23 protein-coding genes are annotated in these 23,807 nt (G+C 47.6%); 6 read left to right on the forward strand and 17 right to left on the reverse strand.

The window, feature by feature from the left end; translation table 11 throughout:
* Genes CHI14_RS06995 through CHI14_RS07005 form a run of 3 tightly spaced genes read right to left on the reverse strand, consistent with a single transcriptional unit; the run spans position 1 to position 5,228 of the window.
* The gene (locus CHI14_RS06995) at positions 1-831 is read right to left on the reverse strand and encodes a hypothetical protein (RefSeq protein ID WP_095287661.1); all 831 of its coding nucleotides are present in this window, start codon (positions 829-831) and stop codon (positions 1-3) included.
* A gap of 16 nt (positions 832-847) precedes the next feature.
* Positions 848-4,852, reverse strand: a complete 4,005-nt coding sequence (essC, locus tag CHI14_RS07000; protein WP_095287662.1) for a type VII secretion protein EssC — start codon at positions 4,850-4,852, stop codon at positions 848-850.
* Positions 4,853-4,907: 55 nt separating this feature from the next.
* On the reverse strand, positions 4,908-5,228 hold the full coding sequence (locus CHI14_RS07005; protein WP_062326145.1) for a hypothetical protein: 321 nt from the start codon (positions 5,226-5,228) through the stop codon (positions 4,908-4,910).
* A 422-nt stretch (positions 5,229-5,650) separates the two neighbouring features.
* Between CHI14_RS07005 and CHI14_RS07010 the strand changes: the two genes are divergently transcribed.
* Positions 5,651-5,890, forward strand: a complete 240-nt coding sequence (locus tag CHI14_RS07010) for a hypothetical protein (RefSeq protein ID WP_095287663.1) — start codon at positions 5,651-5,653, stop codon at positions 5,888-5,890.
* Between the two features lie 99 nt (positions 5,891-5,989).
* Here the strand turns inward: CHI14_RS07010 and CHI14_RS29885 are convergent, their stop codons facing one another.
* The 7 genes from CHI14_RS29885 to CHI14_RS07035 form a co-directional block, all read right to left on the reverse strand.
* Positions 5,990-6,142: a hypothetical protein gene (locus CHI14_RS29885; RefSeq protein WP_170948036.1), complete on the reverse strand. Its 153-nt coding sequence runs from the start codon at positions 6,140-6,142 to the stop codon at positions 5,990-5,992.
* 5 nt (positions 6,143-6,147) lie between these two features.
* The gene (locus tag CHI14_RS29890) at positions 6,148-6,315 is read right to left on the reverse strand and encodes a hypothetical protein (protein ID WP_170948037.1); all 168 of its coding nucleotides are present in this window, start codon (positions 6,313-6,315) and stop codon (positions 6,148-6,150) included.
* Positions 6,316-6,344: 29 nt separating this feature from the next.
* Positions 6,345-7,820, reverse strand: coding sequence for an aldehyde dehydrogenase family protein (locus tag CHI14_RS07015; protein ID WP_095287664.1), 1,476 nt, complete (start codon positions 7,818-7,820; stop codon positions 6,345-6,347).
* Positions 7,821-7,923: 103 nt separating this feature from the next.
* The gene (locus tag CHI14_RS07020) at positions 7,924-8,469 is read right to left on the reverse strand and encodes a GNAT family N-acetyltransferase (RefSeq protein ID WP_095287665.1); all 546 of its coding nucleotides are present in this window, start codon (positions 8,467-8,469) and stop codon (positions 7,924-7,926) included.
* A gap of 113 nt (positions 8,470-8,582) precedes the next feature.
* A complete protein-coding gene (locus tag CHI14_RS07025; protein ID WP_095287666.1) occupies positions 8,583-8,921 on the reverse strand; it encodes a L,D-transpeptidase in 339 nt (112 codons plus the stop codon).
* A 55-nt stretch (positions 8,922-8,976) separates the two neighbouring features.
* Positions 8,977-10,002, reverse strand: coding sequence for a ribosome small subunit-dependent GTPase A (gene rsgA / locus CHI14_RS07030; protein WP_095287790.1), 1,026 nt, complete (start codon positions 10,000-10,002; stop codon positions 8,977-8,979).
* 579 nt (positions 10,003-10,581) lie between these two features.
* Positions 10,582-11,175 carry a DUF2087 domain-containing protein gene (locus tag CHI14_RS07035; protein WP_095287667.1) on the reverse strand — a complete coding sequence of 198 codons (594 nt, stop codon included), beginning with the start codon at positions 11,173-11,175 and terminating at the stop codon, positions 10,582-10,584.
* A 170-nt stretch (positions 11,176-11,345) separates the two neighbouring features.
* On the opposite strand from CHI14_RS07035, the gene CHI14_RS07040 reads away from it, so the two are divergent.
* From CHI14_RS07040 to CHI14_RS07050, 3 genes are all read left to right on the forward strand, one after another.
* Entirely contained in the window at positions 11,346-12,344 is a 999-nt protein-coding gene (locus tag CHI14_RS07040) for a YpdA family putative bacillithiol disulfide reductase (protein ID WP_095287668.1), read from the forward strand.
* A 5-nt stretch (positions 12,345-12,349) separates the two neighbouring features.
* Complete coding sequence (locus tag CHI14_RS07045) at positions 12,350-12,793, forward strand: DUF441 domain-containing protein (RefSeq protein WP_095287669.1); 444 nt, start codon at positions 12,350-12,352, stop codon at positions 12,791-12,793.
* Positions 12,794-12,976: 183 nt separating this feature from the next.
* On the forward strand, positions 12,977-13,489 hold the full coding sequence (locus tag CHI14_RS07050) for an ADP-heptose synthase (protein ID WP_095287670.1): 513 nt from the start codon (positions 12,977-12,979) through the stop codon (positions 13,487-13,489).
* An 83-nt stretch (positions 13,490-13,572) separates the two neighbouring features.
* Here CHI14_RS07050 and CHI14_RS07055 read toward each other — a convergent pair whose 3' ends face one another.
* Entirely contained in the window at positions 13,573-14,022 is a 450-nt protein-coding gene (locus CHI14_RS07055) for an NUDIX domain-containing protein (RefSeq protein ID WP_095287671.1), read from the reverse strand.
* Positions 14,023-14,148: 126 nt separating this feature from the next.
* Positions 14,149-14,445, reverse strand: a complete 297-nt coding sequence (locus CHI14_RS07060) for a HesB/YadR/YfhF family protein (RefSeq protein ID WP_095287672.1) — start codon at positions 14,443-14,445, stop codon at positions 14,149-14,151.
* Between the two features lie 494 nt (positions 14,446-14,939).
* On the opposite strand from CHI14_RS07060, the gene CHI14_RS07065 reads away from it, so the two are divergent.
* Together CHI14_RS07065 and CHI14_RS07070 are read left to right on the forward strand one after the other, a co-directional pair.
* The gene (locus tag CHI14_RS07065) at positions 14,940-16,685 is read left to right on the forward strand and encodes an ABC transporter ATP-binding protein (RefSeq protein ID WP_095287673.1); all 1,746 of its coding nucleotides are present in this window, start codon (positions 14,940-14,942) and stop codon (positions 16,683-16,685) included.
* 12 nt (positions 16,686-16,697) lie between these two features.
* Positions 16,698-18,788 carry an ABC transporter ATP-binding protein gene (locus tag CHI14_RS07070; RefSeq protein ID WP_095287674.1) on the forward strand — a complete coding sequence of 697 codons (2,091 nt, stop codon included), beginning with the start codon at positions 16,698-16,700 and terminating at the stop codon, positions 18,786-18,788.
* A 152-nt stretch (positions 18,789-18,940) separates the two neighbouring features.
* Here the strand turns inward: CHI14_RS07070 and CHI14_RS07075 are convergent, their stop codons facing one another.
* The 5 genes from CHI14_RS07075 to argS all read right to left on the reverse strand — a co-directional run bounded on the left by CHI14_RS07075 (position 18,941) and on the right by argS (position 23,744).
* On the reverse strand, positions 18,941-19,588 hold the full coding sequence (locus tag CHI14_RS07075; protein WP_170948038.1) for a YdcF family protein: 648 nt from the start codon (positions 19,586-19,588) through the stop codon (positions 18,941-18,943).
* Positions 19,581-20,135, reverse strand: coding sequence for a hypothetical protein (locus CHI14_RS07080; RefSeq protein WP_249281030.1), 555 nt, complete (start codon positions 20,133-20,135; stop codon positions 19,581-19,583). Before CHI14_RS07080 ends, CHI14_RS07075 begins: the two co-directional genes overlap by 8 nt.
* A gap of 100 nt (positions 20,136-20,235) precedes the next feature.
* Positions 20,236-20,946: a hypothetical protein gene (locus CHI14_RS07085; RefSeq protein ID WP_095287676.1), complete on the reverse strand. Its 711-nt coding sequence runs from the start codon at positions 20,944-20,946 to the stop codon at positions 20,236-20,238.
* Positions 20,943-22,010, reverse strand: coding sequence for an ATP-binding cassette domain-containing protein (locus CHI14_RS07090; protein WP_095287677.1), 1,068 nt, complete (start codon positions 22,008-22,010; stop codon positions 20,943-20,945). The genes CHI14_RS07085 and CHI14_RS07090 overlap by 4 nt, the downstream gene beginning before the upstream one ends.
* A gap of 6 nt (positions 22,011-22,016) precedes the next feature.
* Complete coding sequence (argS, locus tag CHI14_RS07095) at positions 22,017-23,744, reverse strand: arginine--tRNA ligase (RefSeq protein ID WP_095287678.1); 1,728 nt, start codon at positions 23,742-23,744, stop codon at positions 22,017-22,019.
* Positions 23,745-23,807: the final 63 nt, after the last annotated feature.

Genomic DNA, 23,807 nt, shown 5'->3' on the forward strand with positions numbered 1-23,807 from the left:
TCACCTTTCCTCTTCCCCTGCAGGCTGTTTAAGCCAGTCCAGCAGCATCTCGTGAAACTGTTCTCTCGTCGTAAGCGCCGCTACAAGCCAATCATCCGAAGCGGCTGTACTCATGCGGAACAACCAGTTGGATACAGAGCTAGCAGCGAATGCTGCTGACTGTGACTTCCAACCTTCTCCGTTCCATACGAGCAATCGCAGTTCACCGTCTGATTCTTTGTTAACCAGACAACGTGCAAGAGCCAGCGAACCTTCCGGATCGTTCGTCTCCTGTGCCAGTTCATCAGCAACTGCAGATTCTTCTTTGTTGTTAAGCTCGTTCATAACATCATAGAATTTTTTCTTGGAGCACATCAATGCCGGCTTCTCCGCTGGTGAATGGCCACTCCACTTCATCCTTTGAATCAGGAAGTCAATCGCTTCACGAACGTTCCCGAGATCGGATAACCGGAAGGAGTCCGGTTCATCAGCAACACGGGAAACTTCAACGACCCGTTCGTCCGTGCAATGGATATAACTTTCATACGAAGTGCCACTGGATGTGTAGCGAATCCAGCAAGCCCTGTCTGACAATCCAGCAATGGCCACTCTGGAGAAAACGGTCGGTGTCATGATCAGCTCATTGCTGTCCTGATCCTGAATCAAATATCCCTTTTCGAGCAGAGAAGTTTTGACGTGCTCCCATTCCACAGCGATGTCTTCTGCCATGTAACCACGGAAGGGGTCTTCAACGCCAAGCAATCGGTCTGAACCGAGAATCCCGGCCAGGAAAAAAAGTTCTTTTATTTGCAAAGTGACTACCTTTTGCTTGGAATCATGAACCGTCAACATTATGAGCCACCTCCCCTCAAACTACAACATGCCATCGGTCACGAATTTCAGAAATCCAATCTGTCATTTTCCAGGTGTCATCGCAAGGAACTGCACCTTTAACCCTGGAATATTTGCGTTTAACATAATAACCTTGACCTGGTGGCAGTACCTTCAGCCCAGCTGAACTACCTCCAGATTCGGTATAAGGAATACGGAAGAACGAGAGATCGTTAGGGTCTAAAGTCCCGAACAACAATCCACTCTGGGAAGCCTTCACATCACTTACCCAGTCTGAACCAAACGTTGGGAAATCAGCTGGAACACCCGAAAGTATAACATGTATCCCGCGATCCCGTCCTTGACGAACAATCGCTCCCAATTGATCTTTCACATTAAAATCATTCAACTGTTTGGACAGAGTATCCGCATCATCGATGACAAGCACGATCTCCGGTCCAGCCTTTAACTCGCCTCTTTTTAGAACTTCATCGTACAACTGTTGGATCACAGGCGCAAGCTGTTCTTCACGAGACACATGTCCGCGGACATGGGGCAAACTGCTGATCTCTCCCAGTCCTCCGGTACCATATCTCATATCTACCGTATATATTTGCACATCTTCAGGAGAAGCATGATACGCCAGAGATAACATCCATGTCAACAAAAATGTTGTTTTACCGCCCTCCATGGGACTTGTGACCATAAAATGAGGACCTTCACGCAGGTTCAGCAAGAAAGGCTCGAGATCATCTGTCAACAAGCCTACAGGAACATTGACCGTCGAAAATTCTCCTGCTTGAGCAAATGCCCCCGTACTTACAAGTAAATCCTTGAGCTTCACTTCTTCAGGAAGCGGAGCAATCTGTGGAGCCTCTTCTCCTGTCCAGCTATCCCGAATCTCTGCGATCAACCCTCGGAGAGCAGACGAACGTTTCCCTTCATCCTCACCGGACGATGGCAAAGCCGCTTGGAACATTAATGGTGGTACCTGTCCTTTTACAAGACCTCTGCCTGGTGGAAGCTGGCTTGGTGCCTTGGAAGGCCGTCCAACTGCGTAATAATAGTCACTTGGATCGGATAGTTCAAAGGAGACCGCGTTTGGTATGTTGCTTCTGAACTTCTCGAAGACATCTGTCACCCGATTCGCAGTCAGAATGAACGTAATTCCAAGACTTCCACCTTCACGAAGAATCGTTTCCAGCAGTTCATTCTCTTCTGGATAAGCATTGCGGAATGATAGATAACCATCAATTACAACAACAATCTGTGGAACAGCTGCATGTGCTGTACGACGATAAGCCGAAATCGTTTTAACCCCTGCCTCCGAGATCATATCTTTGCGCTGTGCTGACAGCTTCAGAATATACCGGAATAGACGCTTGATCCGATCCTCCTCTTCGGCCATCAGAACGCCACCGATCTGCGGCAGTCCTGTAAAGTCCTTCATCATCCGTCCCATATCAATAATGTATCCATGCCATGGATCCGTACGACGAGAACGTGCGAGTGACATCAGCAAAGTCTGGACAAACGTCGTTTTACCCAAACCAGGCATGCCGTACACAATCAAATGTCCTTGATCTACGGGGAGTGCGAGAGGCATCTGACGCTGGTTAGGCAAATCATCAAGCAGACCAACCACCGGCTTCAAGCCACTTGCTCCGCCGTCAAGCAGCAGCTCTCTGTGCTCTTCATCCTGCCAATCCGCTAGACTGTCCCATTCCAGCGTCTCTGGAAGGGGAGGCAGCCATGGACCAGGCAATCTTTTGATTCCTGCATCTGCGGCAGACTGTGCCACATAATCGATGAAGACCTGTAGTTGCTTAGGAACATCTTCGCCTTTGAGGACTGCCCTGCGTTCGCCAGTTAAAAGCGGTTCTCTCTTACCGTTAAGCCGCACTTCCATGACAGGCAGTACAGTCGTTGTGTCCTCCTGCTGGTTGTAAGGCGCACCACTCCAGGCAAACTGCATCTCTTCAAATACCTCATCACTGCCGACCTGGAAATATCCGCGGCCCGGCTTGGTAATCCATGCTGCATTAGGGATCTTAATCATATCCCGGCTGTCTCCCTCGCTCTGTACACGAAGACAGATGCGGAAACGGGAGTTACTCCATATTTTGTCATCCACTACGCCTGCCGGCTTCTGAGTTGCCAGAATCAGATGGACACCCAGTGTTCGGCCAATAGCCGCAATACTAATCAACTCATCCATGAATTCGGGCTGGTCCCGCTTCAATTGGGCAAACTCATCAATAATAATGACCAAATGAGGCAGTGGCTGTTCATGTCTGGAACGTAAAATCTTGTAATATTCGTCAATGTGCTGAAGGTTACCGGCATCATTCAATATCTTCTGTCTTCTGACCAATTCGGCCCGAAGTGAGATATTGGCCCGTTCAATCAGGTTGCCATCCAGGTTGGTAATCGTACCCACCACGTGAGGCAAGCCTACGAACGTATTGGACATCCCGCCTCCTTTGTAGTCAATCAACATAAAGGCCAGGTCATGGGGATGGAACTCGGCAGCCAGGGAAGCCACGATGGACTGAATGACCTCACTTTTACCTGAACCCGTCGTACCTGCGATCAATCCGTGTGGGCCGTGACCCTGACGTTCAATTTTATCATGCAAGTTAATGGCAATTTTCTTGCCACCTGCGCGCACGCCCATGGGTACAGGCAGCGTATCCGGATATCGCGTCTGGCCCCAACGGGTGATTACATCCAGGTCTTCAACACGTGAGGTGCCAAGCATATCAAATAACGGAAGGATTTGCGGGATGTCCGAAGCGGAAGATCGCTTCAGCCGAATGGGAGACATGTAACGCGAGAGTGCCTCAGCGGTCTCTTTTGATATCACATCTGGTGTGTACGTCTGCTGTATAACGTCAGCATCTTCCGTTTTTTTGATGTACACGCCCTTGCCTTTGGATGCTTCCATGATCAATTGACAATGCATCGGAAGGGATTCCTTGCGGTTTGCCAAAATAATGGTACACACATCGATCTCCTGTGCAGATTCAAGCAATAATGGAAGAAGAGGCTCTTCTTCAATAAGCTGCGTATCCGAGAGAACCACCACATAACATGGAGTCTGCACACTTTTTTTGTATCGGTCCTCTTTGTTGTTTCGGCGGCGGTTTAACACGGAAAACAAGCTGTCCGCCAATTGATGCGCACCGCTGTGCCTGTCGGCCATAAAGCGCTGTCCCTGATCTTCATCCCAGATATGGGGTAACCAGCGCAGCCAGTCCCATTCTTTCGCTTCTTTCTCTTCATAAAAGGCAGCAATCTTCAATTCATCAGGCGAATGTCGCACCGTAAGTTGTGAAATGATGACGCGTAGGGAAGCAAGCACTTCCTCCCGATTCCCTACCAATCCCATCACTTTCGATTGGAACAGCGGGAGCGTAATGGAAGCATCGGGGACCGTCTCAAACTCTGCTGCAAGTTCATGAGCTGCCTCGATTAATTCATCTTTTTCATAACCATCCACTCGCGGAACCTGCAGTTTAATTCGAAACGGAATTTCTCCCGTACCAATCCGTACCTGCAAGAAATCGTCATCTTCCGGTGAACGCTCCCACAGGGAGCTGTTGCGATTCTTCACAACTTGGAGACAAACATTGGGATCTCCATGAATCTCGTACAGGCTCTTAACCTGCTCGGCCTGAGCTTCCTTAAGCTCTTCACGGTGCTTATCCAGTTGGGCTCGGTACATGGCCTTACGTTCTTCAATTTTTTTGCGATACGTCTTTTTGTTACTCAGATACACAAAGAACGGAATGGTATATGACGTAAGCATCATCATGACAGTCATCATCTGAAACATCATATAATTGGGGTTGCCCATTTTGCCCGTCATGTTGATATATACGTAGAATCCGATACTGACCATCGTCATCATGATCGGTATTATAATAGAAATCATTGAAAACGTAGGTTTGCTCGGTTCTGTTGGAGGTCTGAGAATCTCCAGCCTTTCTTCCTTAAGAACCGGTGTCATTCTTGGAGAACGTTGATATAACACATTCACGAAGAGAAGACCTCCTTATAATTGGTTCGATAATGATTGTATACGTCAAGCGGGCTCATTCGTTGCTGTCCTGCTGAAATAACGAACGTCTTCCGTATACAGGTGCTTCTTCCGTAGTGGTTGAGAATGCCCGCTGAACCCGTACACAGCTTCCTTGCCGCAGGCCCGTTTCCATCAGCTGCTGCGAGTTCTGCGGAGAGAACCACAGACCTTCGGGAAATTTGGCTTCAAGGATGTACTGGATACCATCACCAGGCGCCTGTCCAAAGATCCGCACCCCCAGCAATGTTTTTAAATGTTCAATCGTACACTCATCCGGGACTTCAATATCGAACCATTCACCTTCCTCCCGGCCGGAATACACGGTAAGAATCATCATAATCCCTCCCATGGTCTCATATGTATATTGTCCTAATGTCAAATTAAATCAAAAAAATGCAGATGAATCGGTATTCCAACCCTATTTTCTTACATTAACACCCTGTTTGCAATGTACAACCTCTATTTTTGTTACATATGACCCACATAAATATTAAAATATCGTCCAATGGACTCAGAACTTTTGAGGCATTATTCACGTTAATGGTTGCGAGGATGCGAAAACACTTCTTTTTCTTCCATATAAATGGGAGAGAACATTTCATATTCGGGACTTCCTATTCCTTCGTCCACAATCCAATTGTGAACACTTTTCAAACATTGCACACCTTTATGTTTTCATAAGCTGATTTTAAGGTAATTTTAAGCATTGGAATTTAATATAACCAGTATGAAATAACTCTCGTGAGGTGATTTCTAGTGAGAACACTAATAACTTTTCAAAACAAATCAATCCCTGTATATTTCAATCAAGAAAACAAACAACCTATGCAAAAGACATTAAGACTGCTTAGCAGTGCCCTTGAGCATAAAATCAGTAATGGTAAACGCGCTTTGCAAAAATGTCTGCACTCTTTGATTAGTATTGAGATTGTCGGTTGTGAGGCCATTCTGCACAGCCGCAGTGAAAATGACTCTCTAGCCTTGTCGCTGTATTAAAGCAGAGTCGGTAAAGAAATTGCATATGCAAGGAAAAAGGAAGCTGTCCATGAAGACAAGCTTCCTTTTTTTGATGAAGGCAAGATTCCTCTATCTATTTTAATGCACTTTGCTGACTGCATACGTAGTCTCATGCTCCTCTGCGATCTCGGCTCTGCGGATACGAATGACAAACAGCCGTACCAGATTGGCACGTGTATGCTCTTCCTGACAAGTGTTCAATTTTCTCAAAATAAAACGGTCAATGGACATGGAATTCAAGCCCCTTTACCTTTGGATTTACGGATCGGTACTCCCGTGTATCCATAAATAACCAGATTGGACGAGCCCCAAACAGCTTTTTCCTCGGATTTCTTCACGTCCAAATTCGTGATGTAAAAACGTGCAAAAGCCCGCCACCTCAAGCCAGGAGCGGACTTCCGCATTCCATGTCGATCTATCTCGAATGATCGGTTTAATTGATGCCAGGGAAATCCCGGTATTGGTGCTGCAGACTGATCCAACGGGTACGTGTGAATTTCTCGATGGCCCAATCGCCACCAAAGCGGCCAATCCCGGAAGATTTTTCACCGCCAAACATGACATGAGCCTCATCATTTACAGATTGGTCATTCACATGCACCATGCCGGATTCAATACTCTGAGCTACCCGATAACCTCTCTCCAGATTGCTCGTAAATACAGAACCACTTAATCCATATGGTGTATCATTCGCCAGACGGACAGCATCTTGCTCGTCCACTGCACGCATGAGGACGGCCACCGGACCAAACAGTTCCTGTTGGACAATATCCTGTTCAGGTTTGACATCCACAAGCACCGTCGGTTCCAACACACTGCCCTTACCGGTCCCGCCTAGAAGCAAACGCGCTCCATCTTGCTGAGCAGTTTGGATCCATTCCAGCAAGCGTTGTACCTCTTTCTCACGAATGAGGGGACCTACCATCGTTGCAGAATCTGAAGGGTCCCCTGTCCGGATGCGCTTCGTTTTGTCCACAAACGTCTTGACAAATTGGTCATATACATCGGCATGTATGATGATCCGGTTTAGCGCCATGCAAATCTGCCCCTGATGAAGAAATTTGCCAAAAACCGCAGCCTCGGCGGCTCGTTCAATGTCTGCGTCTTCGAGTACCACCATTGCATTATTGCCGCCAAGCTCAAGCGCTGTTTCTTTCAAATGTTCTCCTGCCAGTTTACCGATCCCCTGCCCGACTTTGGTCGATCCTGTAAAGGAAATTACCTTGGGAATGGGATGAGCAACAAAATAATCTCCTATTTCACCGCCACTTCCGGCAGCCACATTCAGAACACCTTCAGGTAATCCGGCTTGATGAAATAAATCCGCGATCAACCAGCCTGCTGTAATCGGCGTGTCCGATGCCGGCTTAATAACTACACCATTTCCAAGCGCAATGGCCGGGGCAACGGAGCGAAGACACAAATGGAGCGGGAAGTTCCATGGTCCAATAACTCCGACCACACCCTTGGGTTCGCGAATGACTCGGTTTTCTTTGCCTGGCGTGTTTGAAGGAAGCAGCTCACCTTTCATTCGGTAGGGAAACGAAGCCGCTTCATCCACTATACGTTTCGCTGCGGCAAACTCAGCTTCTGCCTTAATACGCGTACTCCCCGATTCTGTAATCAGCAGATTCAAAATTTCTTCTTTGCGATCGGTCATTAAGGATGACACTTTACGCAATATGCCTTCTTTTATACCTGGCAGGGACTTTCTCCATTCTAATGAGCTTTTTTGGGCAGCTTCGTATGCCCGATCTATGTCCGTCTTACTGGAAGAACGCCAGGTTGCAATCACTTCGCCCGTATAAGGGTTCATATTCTCCATCGTTTTCTCACCGGAGCCTTCTACCCATTCGCCATTAATATACTGTTTGGTCCAAGTTGCAGATGTTTTCTCCATTAAAGTCATCTGGATGCGCCTCCTAATCAAGATTAGATGTTCTTCTTCTATAAGAAGTGTAGTACTTCATTAACCTGATTAAAGATTTCGCAAACGCGTCACTCAGACTCTACTATCCCGATGGAGGCGCCTCCTGTCTGGCAAAATCATTCAGATTCTCCCAGCCGTAGGCTATCTCAATCAGATCTTGCCCTCCTATTCGTATGGGTTGTGTATGGACAGGACTTCCACCCATCTTTTCATAAAAACGACATGCCGAATTTCGCTCCAATGCCCAGATCAACAGACGCTTCATGTCCAGAGAATGAAGATACCGAACAACATGCACGGCCAGTTGCTGACCAATTCCCTTTTGTTGTACATCTTCCAGCAAATAAATGGCATATAACTCCGCATCATAAGGCAGCTTACCTTCGCGCTCCCTTCCTCCGCAGGCAAATCCGACAATATTCCCGTCCGGCTGTTCAGCCACCATCAGAATCTGATTTTTTTCGTCAGAGCGTATGGTTTGCTCCCATTGGGATATTCTTGTCTCCGTAGTCAAATGATCCAAAAAATCATCCGGTACAATATTGCGATATGTCGTCTTCCAACTCTCCGTATGTACATGGGCAATTCCTTCTGCATCCCCTTCACGGGCTTGTCTGATCTGTACCAACGAACACTCACCTACCTCTCAGATTGTAGTGATTGTACAATATTATAAGCATGATGATTCCATATACCAAATCCATCCACAAGTCCAATTTAGGAGAGAGTAACGATCTGCCACTAGGGCCGGATCGTTACTCTTGTGCCTACAGATACCTTTGAAGAGAGATCCAGCACGTCTGGATTGTACATACGGATACATCCATGGGATACAGACTTGCCGATGGACGAAGGTTCATTCGTCCCATGGATGCCATAATGAGGTTTAGATAACCCCATCCACATCACACCAAAGGGTCCACCCGGGTTGGGTTGTTTATTGACAATGGTAAATTCCCCGCTCGGAGTCTGAGTAAGCATCTTCCCTGTTGCTACAGGATACCCTTTAACTACCTGATCGCCATCTAGAAGATATAACATGTGATCGGACAGATCCACAATAATTCTGTATTCCGGCATCACGACATCCCTCCTGACCTATTCTATGCTTAAGCCTTGAGGATGCCCGCCTAATTTAAGCCTCTTCCCAATCGTTTACTCTCCGGGCATGTTTGGGTTTACGCGAATTCGCAGGTTTGCTTGTAGCAGTCCGCCGCTTGGAAGCAACTGCTTCTTTCCGCTGCTGATACTGCAATTCCTTCTGCATTTTCAGGTAATTGTTTAGCCTTTTTTCTTCCAGAGACCCATTTTGAATGGCTTCGATAACAGCACAGCCCGCTTCACGTGTATGACTGCAGTCCACGAATCTGCATGCTTCAGCAAGTTGTTCAATTTCACCAAACGCCTGGGAAAGTCCATCATTGCCTTCATCCCATAGGTTCAGTTCACGCATGCCAGGTGTATCAATGAGCACAGCCCCTTGGGGCAAAACGAACATCTCCCGGTGGGTAGTCGTATGTCTTCCCCGACTGTCGTCCTCTCGAACGGATTGGGTAAGCTGCACATTCCGTCCCATCATCCAGTTGACAAGAGTAGACTTGCCACTCCCAGAAGAGCCTGTCAAGGCTACTGTGGTCCCTGGTTGCAGATAAATTTCAAGTGAAGCTTTTCCATAATCCTCAGCAGCCGACAGCGCAAGCACTTCAATACCAGGGGCAATTCCCTCTACCATCGCCCTTTTTTCCTCTACATCAGTGCATAGATCACTCTTGCTCAAAACGATGACAGGTCTAACCCCTCCATTCCAAGCCATCATAATATACCGCTCCAACCGTCTAAGGTTAAAATCATGATTAAGCGCTGCGACGATCAGCAACGTATCTACGTTTGCAGCAATCAGCTGCTCTTTCGTTACGGACCCGGCAGCCTGCCTCGATACTCGGCTCTTCCTTGAGAGAATACCGTGAATGGTTGCCTCTTCTCCGGGCTCTCCCGTAATTGCTACCCAATCCCCTACTGCAGGAAGTGTCCCTGTCTCCAGGTTGTCATGACGCATACGTCCCGATACCCTTCCCCAGCATTCGCCACCTGCTGTAATAAGACGCTGCAATTGCCCGTGGTCAGCTATGACTCGCGCAGGTTTTCTCATTTGCTGTTCCATCCCGGATTGCTGCCAAAATTCCTGCCATTCAGCAGACCAGCCGTACTTCTCCAAGTCATTGTTCAAATTGAGTTTCCTCCTAAATTATGTTTTTATAACTACCCACCATTGATGCGAACGAGCCCTCCAGATCGGATTAAACGCAAATAAAATAAGCCACGAGTGATATAGACCACCCGCGGCAATTCGAAGTTAACAGAATCAAGATTCTCCTATATGCAAAATCCGCAGAACGTATAGTTTAACAACCTGCAGCATGCCATACAGGACACCCTTCTTTTCCGATAATCAAAAAAAGCCACGGGTGCGTCACCCGTGACTTCATCTGCACATGTAATCATACGCTACGCGAATATGGACATGTCTGTCCAATCCACATACACTTACATGCTTTGATCCGTTCTGGAGACGCTGTCCATATTCAAATTAACGTATACTGCCGTTAGGTTTGTCATATAACATCGCCTCCCTTGTAGATTTATCCAACATGTTACACACTATACTCTGCTTTTGTCAAGCCTAATTATATGCTGCCTGCCTGTTTTAATTTCATTGCTTTCATTTCTTTTATTATAATCGTTATTTGACCTGATCCCAGCGTGTCCACATTTCCTTCGGATTAAGCTCGTAGATCCCATCTTCCCGATACATAAATTGATGCATGATGAATTCACGGCGAATGGTGGCAAAATCCTCATGGTACTTACGTATAAATTCATTGATTTCTTTCTCCGTATACTTGCGTCCGAATTCAAGCTGTTCAACCAGATGACCAAGCACGATCAGCTTCTTCTTGTACTGGGCAGGAATTTGACGCAAGCGTCCATCTTTGGAAAAGAAATTTCGCATGACCGATGCTTTTAGCGTTTCGTTAACATCACTCATATCGGCTGCCTCCTCCCTTTTAAAAATAAAGTCAACGGAAGCCTGAGCATGCTCCCGTATAAAGGATGGGTTGAGGGAGAAGTACACCGTATTTTTCTCTCTCCGTTCCTTGATCAATGCCGCTTCTCTCAACTTGGATGCGTGATGAGTAACTGTGGGCTGTGACAGATTCAGCTTCTCGGCAAGTGCCTGTCCGTGCAGTTCACCCTCAGACAGCAATAACAGCATACGAAGCCGGGTAGGATCAGCCAAGGCTTTGTGGTAAGCCACAATTTTCTCCAGTTGCATGGGCGTCGCCTCTTTCGTTTAGATAAATATCTAATTTGATGTTAATCTTTTCTATCAGCAAAGTCAAACCTGTTATTCGGAATTTTCTTCCGTCAATTCCTGGCGTGAACTGGCATTACATGACTATTTACGGTAGGATAATATTGCTTGAATGAAGGAGGAGTAAGAACATGGAAGATGTAATTATCATTGGTGGAGGACCTTGTGGTCTATCTGCTGCCATCGAATGTGAACGGCTGGGTCTGTCAGCTGTCATTGTAGAGAAGTACAATATTGTACAATCCATCTATCTATATCCAACCCATATGCAATTTTTTAGCACAGCGGAACTGCTCGAGATCGGAAATGTCCCGTTCAGTTCGCCAAACGACAAACCTTTTCGCTACGAGGCACTCGCCTATTATCGCAAAGTAGCCGAACACTTCGGCCTGCGTGTTCATAATTATGAGGAAGCCCGCGAAATCAAACGTAGAGACGATGCAACCTTTGAAGTACATACGGTCAACCGCCGCGGGGAAAGCATTGTTCATCAGGGACGCAATGTCGTTGTCGCAACAGGTTACTTCGACCACCCGAATTACCTCGGTATTCCGGGAGAAGACAAAGATAAAGTTACTCACTATTTCCGGGAGGCACATCCCTACACCCGTACACGTGTTGCAATCATCGGAGGCAGTAATTCCGCCGTGGATGCAGCAATGGAACTCGTCCGTGTAGGCGCCCATATTGACATGGTATATCGGGGTACGGGTCTGTCCGAGCATATCAAGCCATGGGTACGCCCTCTATTTGAGAGCATGGTTCAGAAAGGCCGCATTACGCTCCATCTCGGTGCACGTGTTAATGAGATTTTGGATGATTCCATTCGCCTGCTTCATGCAGATGGATCAACAAGTGAACTTGATAACGACTTCGTTCTTGCTTTGACCGGTTTCCGTCCGGACCGCAAACTGCTTTCTTCCGTCGGCGTTGAAATGTCAGATGACCTGGACAAACCTGTGTACAATGTGGAAACGATGGAAAGCAGCGTACCAGGAGTTTACGTTGGCGGAGTTATCGCCTCAGGACGCAATGCCAATGAAGTATTCATCGAATCCGGTCGCTGGCATGGAAAATATATTGCGGAGCATATCGTAAGTCGGCAACGCGGGCAGGCTGAAGGGAATTGAAATCCATGGATATGACCTCTTTGCTGTTGCTCGTGTTTGCAGCACTTGGTATTATCAGCAGCAATACACCTGTGACCGTAGCCATGGTATTTTTGCTCCTGTTACGTGTATTGAATGTGAACCAAGCCTTTCCCTGGCTTGAAAAATACGGACTTACGCTTGGCATTATCATCTTGACAATTGGGGTCATGGCGCCCCTTGCCAGCGGCAAGATGAGTCTGCAGACGATCGGGGAGTCTTTCCTTCACTGGAAATCACTGCTCGCCATAGGTGTGGGCTTACTGGTGGCTTATCTGGGTGGACGGGGCGCTACGCTCATGAGCACGCAACCAACCGTTGTTGCTGGGTTACTTATTGGAACCGTACTTGGGGTTGCCCTATTCAAAGGAGTCCCTGTAGGACCACTGATTGCGGCAGGAATACTGTCCCTGCTGCTCGGCAAATCCTGATTGAAGTTGGGACTTGACATTCTACTGACTGGCTGTATTTCCCACCGTTGTATGATATACTACTATTCATGCAATTCATGCATCCATGTCCATAGCAGAGAAATCAATTTAATTTGTATTCGTTTGCATAACCAAATTGATTCACCTCGCAATTATTAATGGCCGCAGGAGGATTCAGGTACCATGTCACGTCAGTTTATTACAGAAGCCGTGATGGTGGCTATTTACGGTCAATTGCTCGCGCCGCCCGCGCCTGTTGAATATATTGTTCCTTATACCACCGTCTTGGAGTTATATGAATTTCAGGTCAGCCCGGATCCTTTGATGGATAACCCTGCTGATGATCAGCATGTAAAATCGAAAATTAACGAGATCATTTCTTATTTTGAAGAACCGCTGAATAAGAAGAAGATCGAACGTGCCCTATCCGTTCCTTGGGCAAAAAGCCCGTCCATCCTGTTTGGTGATCAGGTGTCCATCGCCATTATCAATGCTGTGGATACAGCGCAGTATGGTGAGTATTTCGATCCGATTGAGACCGAGCTGCTGCTCACTTCGCAGCGCCTGAGCATCCCAATCCTCACGGATCAGGTTGAACTGATCGCACGAATTATAGAGTCATCGGCCCCTGTGCAAGTATTTGATATTGATGACTTTGATTTTGCGATGGACGAAGAACCGCTCGATCAGGTCTAGCTGACCTGAAGCGTTCTGTATGCGCATGTGATATAGACAAAAGAAGCCTTCCCCCGTTGGAAAGGCTTCTTTTGTCTTGCCGTCTAATCCAATATTTTACCTTCAAGCAACATACGACTTAGACTATTCAGCACCGGAAGTGATCTCGGGTCAAAAAACTTCAACCCTGCCTCGCTGTTTACTCGCGACTCCACCAGACGATCCTGAATGATTCGGGCTCGGAACAGGGCGATCACATAATAATCTTCATCCCCGCTGGAATGCTGCTGTCTCAGGTCGGGACCCGAATGCAGTGTTTCAAGTGTCATGCTGTTTGCTGTCCATCCCGTCTCTTCCCACAATTCCCGATGAGCTGTATCTTCAATGGCTTCGCCAGGACGCATCTGTCCAACGGGAATACGCCAATGACCTTGCTCGGCGTGCTGGATCAGCAACAATTCACCTCGTTCGTTTTCAGCCCAAACTGCAGCCTTCACCACAATATGGGAGCGGTGTGCAATATATTGGGCCAAATCTCGGGCTGGCGGATTCAATTCCTATCCCTCCTGTTCGAAGCCGGCAGAAGCCAGCGGTACAATCCATGCTTAGACACATTTCAATCCAGTTCCTACACCTCGTTACACAAGTTGAACTGAAGGCATCCCCAAGAACAGCCCGGATTAGACCTCAGTATAACGATATTCGATATCTTGTCCTTCTCCCACTACATCGACATGCAGCTTGTGGCCTTTCAGGTACCAATAATCGTGATCTTCCATAAAAAAGCGAATCCCCGAAACTTCTGTTTGTTCAGCCGGGTGGCGCGGTTCCTCAACAGCGATTCCCAGTGAAAACCCAGGGTGGAGACCTCCGCCGGAGCTATAACGCGCGAAGAATCGGATGCTGTCTCCTTCGTTCAAGTTTAGTTCTTCCTTATACCAACGGGCAGCACGGTCAGATACATGTATGGTACTCATTTGGTGTCAGCTCCTTCTCTATATATATGTTACATCATATCGCTTGATGGGCTTGAGTTCAAACATTACACCACAGAAATAAACAAAAAGAGCTGCTCACGCAATTGTGAAAAAAGTTTGACAGATCCCAAAAGGCGGTGTTAAGATGCAAACATACGAGATCCACATTCAATTTATTTCCAAAACAGAAAGGGTGATTACGGTGTTTAACATTCATAAGGATGGTCTATTTAGCTCACAATTAAATACCGGAGCGCCCTCGAAATCGTTATTCCGTACTTAAGTCAGCACTGCAGTAATCCTGAATAAGGTTAACTGCTGCGCACACTTTCGATACTTATGTTCAGCGGTGGCTCTGCTCTCGGAGCCATGCGCCGTATGATTGATATCCAAGACATACCGCCTGCGTGCGGTATGTCTTTTTTTGTGGGTAGAAACCGGTACACATGAGTAGATAACGTATTTCACTGACACTTGAAAGGAAGGGATACCACTTGTTCTCTGTACTCAAAAACCTGGCCTGGTTCTTCCGGCTGGAACGCAAACGATACCTGATTGGTGTCATTTTGCTCATCCTCGTGGGTGTAGCCGAACTGCTCCCCCCTCGTCTGCTAGGCAATGCCATTGACGAGATTGTGCGCGGTTCCATTACTGGCGCCTCACTCACACGTTACATTTTACTTATTCTAGGAACAGTCGTTATTATCTATCTGACCACGTACATATGGATGCACAAACTGTTTGGTGGTGCGAATCTGGTTGAACGCTTGTTACGATCGCGTTTCATGGATCACCTGCTGCGGATGACCCCGCCTTTCTTTGAGAAGAACAGAACGGGAGATCTGATGGCTCGTGCGACCAACGACCTTCGTTCGATTGCCACAACAGCAGGCTTCGGCATGCTGACATTAACGGATTCAACTGCCTTTCTGGCAACCGTATTGTTCGCGATGGGTTTTCTGGTGAGCTGGAAACTGACCCTTGCTGCGATTTTGCCGCTGCCATTTATCGCAATTGCCATGATGATCTACGGAAAAGCCGTTCATCAACGTTATACCTTGGCACAAGATGCGTTCGGGGACATGAATGATCAGGTTCTTGAATCCATCGCAGGTATTCGTGTGGTTCGTGCTTATGTTCAGGAACGTCTGGACCAGAAGCGGTTTGCTGATGTCACCGAAGACGTTTATCGCAAAAACCTGGCTGTGGCCAAGATGGATGCACTGTTTGAACCTACGATCCGGCTATGTGTTGGTCTCAGTTATGTGATTGCGCTGGCCTACGGGATTTATCTCGTGTTTCACAATGAAATTACCCTTGGAGATCTCGTATCGTTCAACATGTATCTGGGGATGATGATCTGGCCTATGTTTGCCATTGGCGAACTGATTAACCTGATGCAGCGCGGCAGCGCCTCATTGGACCGGGTTAACGAAACTTTATCTGTAGAGCCTGCTGTCCAGGACGTTGATCAGCCAGCTCATATTTCGAATCCTGAAGAGATCTCGATGCAGGATGTGACATTCCGTTATCCAAGCTCCACTGTCGATAATCTTAGCCATGTCAGCTTCTCGCTTCGCCGTGGTCAGACACTCGGTGTTGTGGGACGTACGGGAAGCGGTAAGTCCACCCTGCTCAAACAGCTGCTTCATGAATACCCTGCCGGTTCCGGTACATTAAGCATATCGGGACATCCGATTCAGGAGATCGCCAAGGATGACTTACACAGCTGGATCGGTTACGTTCCGCAGGAACAAGTGCTGTTCTCCAAGTCGGTTCGTCAGAACATTCAATTCGGCAAGCCGGGTGCAAGTGATGAAGTCATTATGGAAGCCATCCGTACCGCAGCCTTTGACGGAGATTTGGGGACATTATCCGATGGACTGGATACCCTTGTTGGTGAAAAGGGAATTGCCCTGTCGGGCGGACAGAAACAGCGGGTATCTCTGGCACGTGCCTTTATTGCCGATCCGGATATTCTGATCCTGGATGATGCCTTATCTGCAGTAGATGCAAGAACGGAAGCCAAAATCATTGAAAATATACGCACCAAACGCTCGGGCAAAACCACGCTGATCTCAACGCACCGCCTGTCCGCCATTGAACACGCAGACCGGATCATCGTGCTGGAGCACGGGAAAATTACGGAAGAAGGAACCCACCAGGAACTGCTTGCCATGAACGGCTGGTACCGTGAACAATATGAACGGCAGCAGGTGGAATCCAATCTGTCCACGTAGGAGGTCAACGTTTTGAAGTCGAATACAGGCAAAAGGCTGCTTCAGTATGCCCTGAAAGCCAAAGGTACTTTTATTGCAGCATTAATCATGTTAACGATCGGTGTAGCGGCTGAGCTCGCCGGTCCGTTCATCGCCAAGTCGATGATTGACAATCATCTGCTTGCCATTGAGCAGCCGTTCTATGAGACGGAGGCTTCATCCGAAGCCGCTGTATACAACGGCAAGAATTACAAACGAGAAGGCAGATTCGAAGCTGGTGAAGTGAAAGGTGCCGAAGTCAGAGTACTGCAAGCCGGCAAAAGCTTTTATTTCGTCAATGAACCCGTAACTGCACCCGATGGAGATCGTTCATTTGAGAATGGAACCTTAACGGTTACGCGTGCGGGTGAAGTGACCGGCCAATATGCGGCAGAGCCGCTTTCCGCTGGTGAACTCTTTGCTTTTTACAAACCTGAAATGCCAAGCATCTATCAATTAATTGTATATTACATGATCTTTCTCGTGATCTCGGTCATTATGGAGTTTGGTAAAACCTACTGGCTGCAATCCTCTGCAAACAAGGTCATTCAAAGGCTTCGTAATGATGTCTATGCCCATATTCAAAGGCTGCCCGTACACTTCTTTGATAATCTTCCTGCGGGTAAAGTCGTTTCTAGGGTCACAAACGATACAGAAGCCGTTAAGGATCTGTTCGTTGCCGTGCTATCGAACTTTTTCTCAGGAATCATTACGATTACAGGTGTATATGTCGCCCTCTTCCTGCTGGATTTCCGCCTCGGACTGATCTCGTTGTTCGTTGTACCGATGCTGATTCTGTGGATTGTGCTCTATCGTAAATTCGCTACCCGTTACAATACCATTATTCGTTCACGGCTGAGTGAGATCAATGCGATCATTAATGAATCCATTCAAGGGATGTCCATTATTCGCGTATTCCGTCACCAGAAGCAGACCAAACAGGAATTCGAAGATCTGAACGACGATTATATGAAACATCAGAACAAAATGCTGAACTTAAACGCCTTCACTTCTCACAACCTGGTAAATGTATTGCGGAATATCGCTTTTGCCGTTGTTCTATGGTACTTCGGTTCCAGTGTGCTGGACGGCACCAGTATTATTTCACTGGGTGTTCTGTATGCATTCGTCGATGTTCTGGGTCGTTTGTTCCAGCCGATCACCGGCATGGTCAACCAACTGGCGAACCTGGATTCCTCCCTCGTATCCGCTGGACGTGTATTTGAGCTCATGGACGAACAGGGAGAACCGGTAACCGATGGCTCGATGCCAAGATACAAGGGAAATGTAGTATTTGACGATGTATCCTTCGCATATAAAAAGGACTTCGTGCTGAACAATATCTCGTTCAAAGCCTCACAGGGCCAAACCGTTGCTTTGGTTGGTCATACCGGTTCGGGTAAAAGCTCGATTATTAACCTGTTATTCAGGTTCTATGATCCGCAAAAAGGCAAGATTACCATCGACGGGCAGAACGTCAAGGAGTTGCCGAAACAGTGGATTCGGCAGCATATGGGAATCGTGCTTCAGGATCCATATCTGTTCACCGGCACCATTGCGTCTAATGTAAGTCTTGGAGATGAGCGCATTACTCGCGCACAGATCGAGCAGGCGCTTCGTGATGTGGGAGCAGAACGGATCCTGGCACATCTGCCTCAGGGATTCGATGAACCCGTTATCGAAAAAGGAAGTACGCTATCTGCCGGACAACGTCAATTGATTTCTTTCGCCCGAGCACTCGCCTTCGATCCGGCTATTCTTATTCTCGACGAGGCAACGGCCAATATCGATACCGAAACGGAAGCCTTGATTCAAAATGCACTGGAAGTCCTCAAAAAAGGACGGACCACATTCATCATCGCTCACCGCCTCTCCACCATTCGTTCTGCTGACCAGATTCTGGTCCTGCACCGCGGTCGCATTGTGGAACAGGGTGCTCACGATGAACTGATGGAACTTCAAGGACGATATTATCAGATGTATCAGCTTCAACAAGGCGCACAAGCGGTTAGCGGAGGAAATGAGAGCAGCAGCTCAGGTCAGGTTATCCCTACAACCCCTTCCTTGGCTGGAGGTAATCTATAACTCTTTATTCATAAGACATTCATTGAATACAATCTCTAAAGTTCTCTTATTACTGCCCTGTGCGCAGACTTTCCGGTCTGCGCACAGGGCGTTTTTCTATTGTAAACAAAGCGAGTGCAAAAAGAAAAGACAACCCACAATTCGCCTGAAGGCTACTGCAGATTGTCTATCCATCCTTTTACCGTATACCCCATGTATAACACAGTCTCTCGTGCCAAAAATGGAATTTGGCTGCGCCAGGTCTGATAGGCTGTCGTTTGTGTCGGAGACGGAACAGCATCCATGCCTAGCTCGCTTGCCAGCTTCATGGCCCGCTTCATATGCAGCGGGTCACTTACAATCGTATATTTATGGTATCCTGCCTGATCCCCAATCGCAATGGTATTAACCAGGTTCTCCTCTGTGATTCTCGATTGTGTTTCGATCAGAATATCTCCAGGATCTACGCCGTGTGCGACTGCATAATCCCTTCCCACTTCCGCTTCAGAGCGCTCGCCCTCACGTCCAGAACCGCCGGTAAAGATGAGTTTGGGTATTGTACCCTGACGATATAATGCAATAGCATGTTCGATTCGCTCTCGAAATACAGGTGAAGGACGATCCCCGTCCACAGCAGCACCAAGAATGACAGCCGCATCACTTTGTCTGGTCGATTGCTCAGATGTGTATCCCGTGATCAGCCAGGCCGTAACTAGGGCCCAGAGAATTCCTATCAGCACCAAGGATGTAATGGCAATGACCAGCCAGCTTCGCTTTCCTCTTCTTTTCCGTTTTCGTCCCCCTACCTTGCCTTCAATCAAGCTGATTCTCCTCGTCCATGCTTTGAGCATGTAAGCTCTCTGAATGCATTTGTTCAAGTCGCCGCAGCGCCGCAGCCGACTCAGCATTCAATCCAAGCTGTCTTATCCAAGCACCCGTGTACTGTTGAAGACTGATCTCAAGCTCCTGCGCACGGGATTTGAAATCCTCCAGTTCCTTGATCATGCGAGATCGTCCCTCAGGACTAAAGGTTTCGTGAATTCGTTCCTTAAAGTAATGGTGCACAATGCTGTTCCGCTGCTTCCACAATTCATTCAACTGACGGGTTTCTTCATCTGAAAACGTAAAGTGATGCTTAACCTCATGAATGAGTTGCCCAAGTGAACTGCTCATTTTCCGCTCATATAAGTCTTCCAGGTCTTCATCGGAAACAACTTTGCCTTGAGACATTTTCATCAACAGGATCAGATTGACGAGCTGCTGCTCAAGAGCCTGTCCATAGTAAACAGCTAATCCATAGTATGCAAACAATTCTCTGGAGTGTTCGCTATCCAGCATGTCCCCATGCTGCATGTCTGAGTTTTGCAAAAGCGAGCTCCCCTTTCATTCCCGTACCCATTTCCCGTTTTATGTTCCTCTATCGTAACCAAAGAAAGAGCAACATTCAAGTCGTAGAGATTAACGGCTTCTAACTCCGCAAATCTCTTCTTCCAGCCAGCCATATATGAATGGACAGCAGGATGAACGCGTACATTACAGCCCACAGGATGGGCAATAAGACATTTACCCACTTCGCTTCTTCAAATAACATCATTTCACGCACAAGATAGAAAGCTGGGGGCAAGACTTTACTTAACCATTGCAGCCAGTTTGGCAAATGACTTGCGAGTGAACCTTGCACAAATGAAAGAAGCAGCATAACAATCAATCCAGGTAGACTGCGACTAAGCCGAGGAATATACGATTTTTGAAAGAAAAGACTTACAGCTGAACCCAGTAGAGATAATGCCAAATGTCCCGACCACGCCATCATCCACTCTCCGCCAGTCGGCTGTCTCTCGAACATACCAAACATCACAGGATACAACACGGTGATCACCACAAGCGCACATTGCATCAACCAGGTGCACCATAATTGACCAAAAATAACTTTTCGTCTATTTCCTGCATGCAGAACAAGCAAATGAATTTGCCCTGCCGGCTCTGCGTTCATTACGGTCAATCCCATCCAGGCAGACCCAAAAAAGAGAAGCATGGCCGTAACACTATAACTGTCCACTACCGGGTTTGGCCTATATGAGTAGATCAGGAGCATGGCGATGATGTACATGACCACGGGTGCGAAATACTTCTGTGAACGGATGTACTGTCTGAGCAAATACCGGGTTAGATGAATCATGGAGATTCTCCTTCCATCGTGTCCAACCGAGAATGGGAGGAAGCAGATTCGGTGGCGCTTTTCTTCCGATGATCAGCCGGATGGTGACCTTCCAGCAAATGCTCCATATGTACTCGGCTTTCCTCTTGCAAAACAGACATAATCGAACCACCAGCCGCAATAATTTCATGGATCACATAATCCGTGGTATGGCGTTCAACTTTCCAGTCCCATACTACTTCGCTGCGATCATGCATCTCCCCATGACGATGGATCTGCAATACACCCTTCTGTTCAACAAGTTTCGAATATGTATTTAGCAGCTCCATATTCGATCCCTTCATTAAACTCTGGATTTGGACAATGGGCTCTCCCAATTCTTTTAGATCTGCGCGTTTCCAATGCCGTAATACACAACCGTTTTGAAGCACATAGACCTGATCGGCCATACGCTCAATAAATAGCGGTTCATGACAAGCTGTCACAATGGAGGTGCCTTTCTTTTTCCATTGCTGCAACAGGGTTACAACCGCCTCCTGGGCAGGAAGGTCCAGGCCGGATAACGGCTCATCCAGCAGCATGAGCCCATCTGGACCTGGCAGCATTGCTTGAATCAAGTTGACCTTTTGAAGCGTTCCTTTGGATAACAGGGATAATTTCTGATCGAGCGCAGTCCCAAGAAAAAGCAACTCACTCAGCTCGTTTATTCGTTGTCGCAGCAGCGCAGGGCGGATGCCACGAATCCGGCCCATTTCCCACAAATATTCGCCTGAAGTGAATGGCAAACGTGGCAATCCGTCGAGCGCGTACATCTTCTTTTCTTTTATCGTCTGACACACCACGCCATGATCAGGAACCAAGAATCCTGCCAAGGTGCGCAGCAGGGTGCTTTTACCTGAACCATTTCTTCCCACCAACACAGCGCATTCTCCAGCTTCCACATGTAAATTAACCCCATTCAATACGGATACGCCTCCGAGACGTTTACTCACATGCTGAAGCGAGATCCCTTCGGGCAGCTTGCCAGCTTCCTCATTTTTAGTTCCATCTGCTTCACAACCAGTTCTACGCTTCCCCCATCTCACAGTACATCACATCCGCTCAGGTGCCCGGACGCCGAGCAAATAGAGACTGCGGACAATACGTTCAGCTGTGCACTTGGTTAGATTCACCCGGAACGGCCGTACTTCAGCGGGGGCGTCAGCGATCCGTTCGGCGTGATAGAAACGGTTGAATGCCTGAGCCAAATCAATCGCATACTTGGCAATCACCGAAGGTTCATTGCGCCCAACGGCTTTTTCAAGATATTGCGGATAATCTGCCAATAACTTAAGCAGCGTCCAAGAGGCGTCTCCAACCTTTGCTGCACGACCTGCGACATCATTAAACTCTGTATCATTCGAGCTAGTCACTTGGCCATTTTCACTATCATTGTTCGCGTCCTTAACCTTGGCAAGTACACTGTTGATCCGAGCATAGGTGTACTGCACATAAGGTCCAGTCTCCCCTTCGAAACTGACCGCACTTTCCAAAGAGAAATCCACATCATTCAGCCGATTATTGCGCAAATCACCAAAAACAATCGCTCCTACACCTACGGCTTCCGCAACGTCCTGAGCGTTGTCCAGGTGCGGATTCTTCTCTTCGATGATCTGTAAAGCCCGAGCAACCGCTTCATCCAGCACTTCCTGCAAAAAGACGACTTTACCGCGCCGGGTGGACATCTTCCGCCCTTCAAAGCGCATCAACCCGAACGGAATATGCTCACAGTTCGCAGCCCACTCATATCCCATCCGGGACAATACGGCAAATACCTGTTTGAAATGCAGCTTTTGCTCTCCCCCAACCACATATAATAGCTTATCTGCCTTCATAACATCATGACGATAAACGGCTGTGGCCAAATCCCGTGTCGGATAGATGGTTGTTCCGTCCTTTTTGATTATCAGGCAAGGCGGCATATTCTCTTCCTCCAGACGCACGACTAGCGCTCCGTCGCTCTCTTCCAGCAAACCCTTGGTTTTGAGATCTTCCACAACGGCTCCCATCTTGTCATTGTAGAAGCTCTCACCGAGAGTATGGTCAAACTGTACATTCAGACGTTCATACATCCGGTCGAATTCCTTCATGCTCACTTCAACAAAGAACATCCATAATCGTCTGGCCTCTTCATCTCCCTGTTCCAGTTTGCGGAACCACTCACGGGCTTCGGTCTCCAGGGTTGGATCATTCTCCGCTTCGTCGTGGAAGCGTACATAGAGTTCAAGGGAAGTGCGGATAGGTTCTGCCTGAAGCGCTTCATCGTTACCCCAACGTTTGTAGGCAGCAATTTGTTTCCCAAACTGGGTTCCCCAGTCTCCAAGATGATTTACACTCACCGGGACATATCCCGCTTCACTGTATAACCGATATAACGCTGCACCAATTACCGTTGAACGAAGATGTCCAATTCCGAACGGTTTCGCGATGTTGGGGGACGACATATCAATTAGTACGCGTGCATCATTGCCAATATTGAGCTTACCGAACGAAGGTTGGCCCACCCATTCCAGTAATTCCGAGGACCACTTATCCCGGTTAAACTGGATATTCACATATGGCCCTGCTGCTATAGCTGTAAAGTCTGCTGTCTTCAGTTCGCCGGCAATCTCCGCAGCAATCGCTGCAGGTGCTTTCTTGCGTGATTTGGCAAGTACAAAACAAGGGAATGCTGCATCCCCAAGCTCCGGTTGTGGCGGGATTTCCAAAAGCTTGAGAACCTCTTCTTCCTCCAGCCCCGTAAGAGGAGCAAGATGTGCTGCCGCTTGTTTCATTAACATAATAAACACTCCTTTGCCTGATATGGATTAACAAAATATAAAAATAAAAAGCTCTCGTCTCTA

Origin of the sequence: Paenibacillus sp. 7516 (assembly GCF_002272715.1) — a bacterium.
GTDB lineage: Bacteria > Bacillota > Bacilli > Paenibacillales > Paenibacillaceae > Paenibacillus > Paenibacillus illinoisensis_A.

What these genes read in the sequence shown, in the direction of transcription:
- CHI14_RS07085 (WP_095287676.1), bottom strand. Translation starts at nt 20,946, where the DNA reads ATGATTCATCTAACCCGGTATTTGCTCAGACAGTACATCCGTTCACAG.
- CHI14_RS07015 (WP_095287664.1), bottom strand. Translation starts at nt 7,820, where the DNA reads ATGACTTTAATGGAGAAAACATCTGCAACTTGGACCAAACAGTATATT.
- CHI14_RS07040 (WP_095287668.1), top strand. Translation starts at nt 11,346, where the DNA reads ATGGAAGATGTAATTATCATTGGTGGAGGACCTTGTGGTCTATCTGCT.
- CHI14_RS07035 (WP_095287667.1), bottom strand. Translation starts at nt 11,175, where the DNA reads ATGCAACTGGAGAAAATTGTGGCTTACCACAAAGCCTTGGCTGATCCT.
- CHI14_RS07005 (WP_062326145.1), bottom strand. Translation starts at nt 5,228, where the DNA reads ATGATTCTTACCGTGTATTCCGGCCGGGAGGAAGGTGAATGGTTCGAT.
- rsgA (WP_095287790.1), bottom strand. Translation starts at nt 10,002, where the DNA reads ATGGAACAGCAAATGAGAAAACCTGCGCGAGTCATAGCTGACCACGGG.
- argS (WP_095287678.1), bottom strand. Translation starts at nt 23,744, where the DNA reads ATGTTAATGAAACAAGCGGCAGCACATCTTGCTCCTCTTACGGGGCTG.
- CHI14_RS06995 (WP_095287661.1), bottom strand. Translation starts at nt 831, where the DNA reads ATGTTGACGGTTCATGATTCCAAGCAAAAGGTAGTCACTTTGCAAATA.
- CHI14_RS29885 (WP_170948036.1), bottom strand. Translation starts at nt 6,142, where the DNA reads ATGTCCATTGACCGTTTTATTTTGAGAAAATTGAACACTTGTCAGGAA.
- CHI14_RS07050 (WP_095287670.1), top strand. Translation starts at nt 12,977, where the DNA reads ATGTCACGTCAGTTTATTACAGAAGCCGTGATGGTGGCTATTTACGGT.
- CHI14_RS07045 (WP_095287669.1), top strand. Translation starts at nt 12,350, where the DNA reads ATGGATATGACCTCTTTGCTGTTGCTCGTGTTTGCAGCACTTGGTATT.
- CHI14_RS29890 (WP_170948037.1), bottom strand. Translation starts at nt 6,315, where the DNA reads ATGCGGAAGTCCGCTCCTGGCTTGAGGTGGCGGGCTTTTGCACGTTTT.
- CHI14_RS07025 (WP_095287666.1), bottom strand. Translation starts at nt 8,921, where the DNA reads ATGCCGGAATACAGAATTATTGTGGATCTGTCCGATCACATGTTATAT.
- CHI14_RS07060 (WP_095287672.1), bottom strand. Translation starts at nt 14,445, where the DNA reads ATGAGTACCATACATGTATCTGACCGTGCTGCCCGTTGGTATAAGGAA.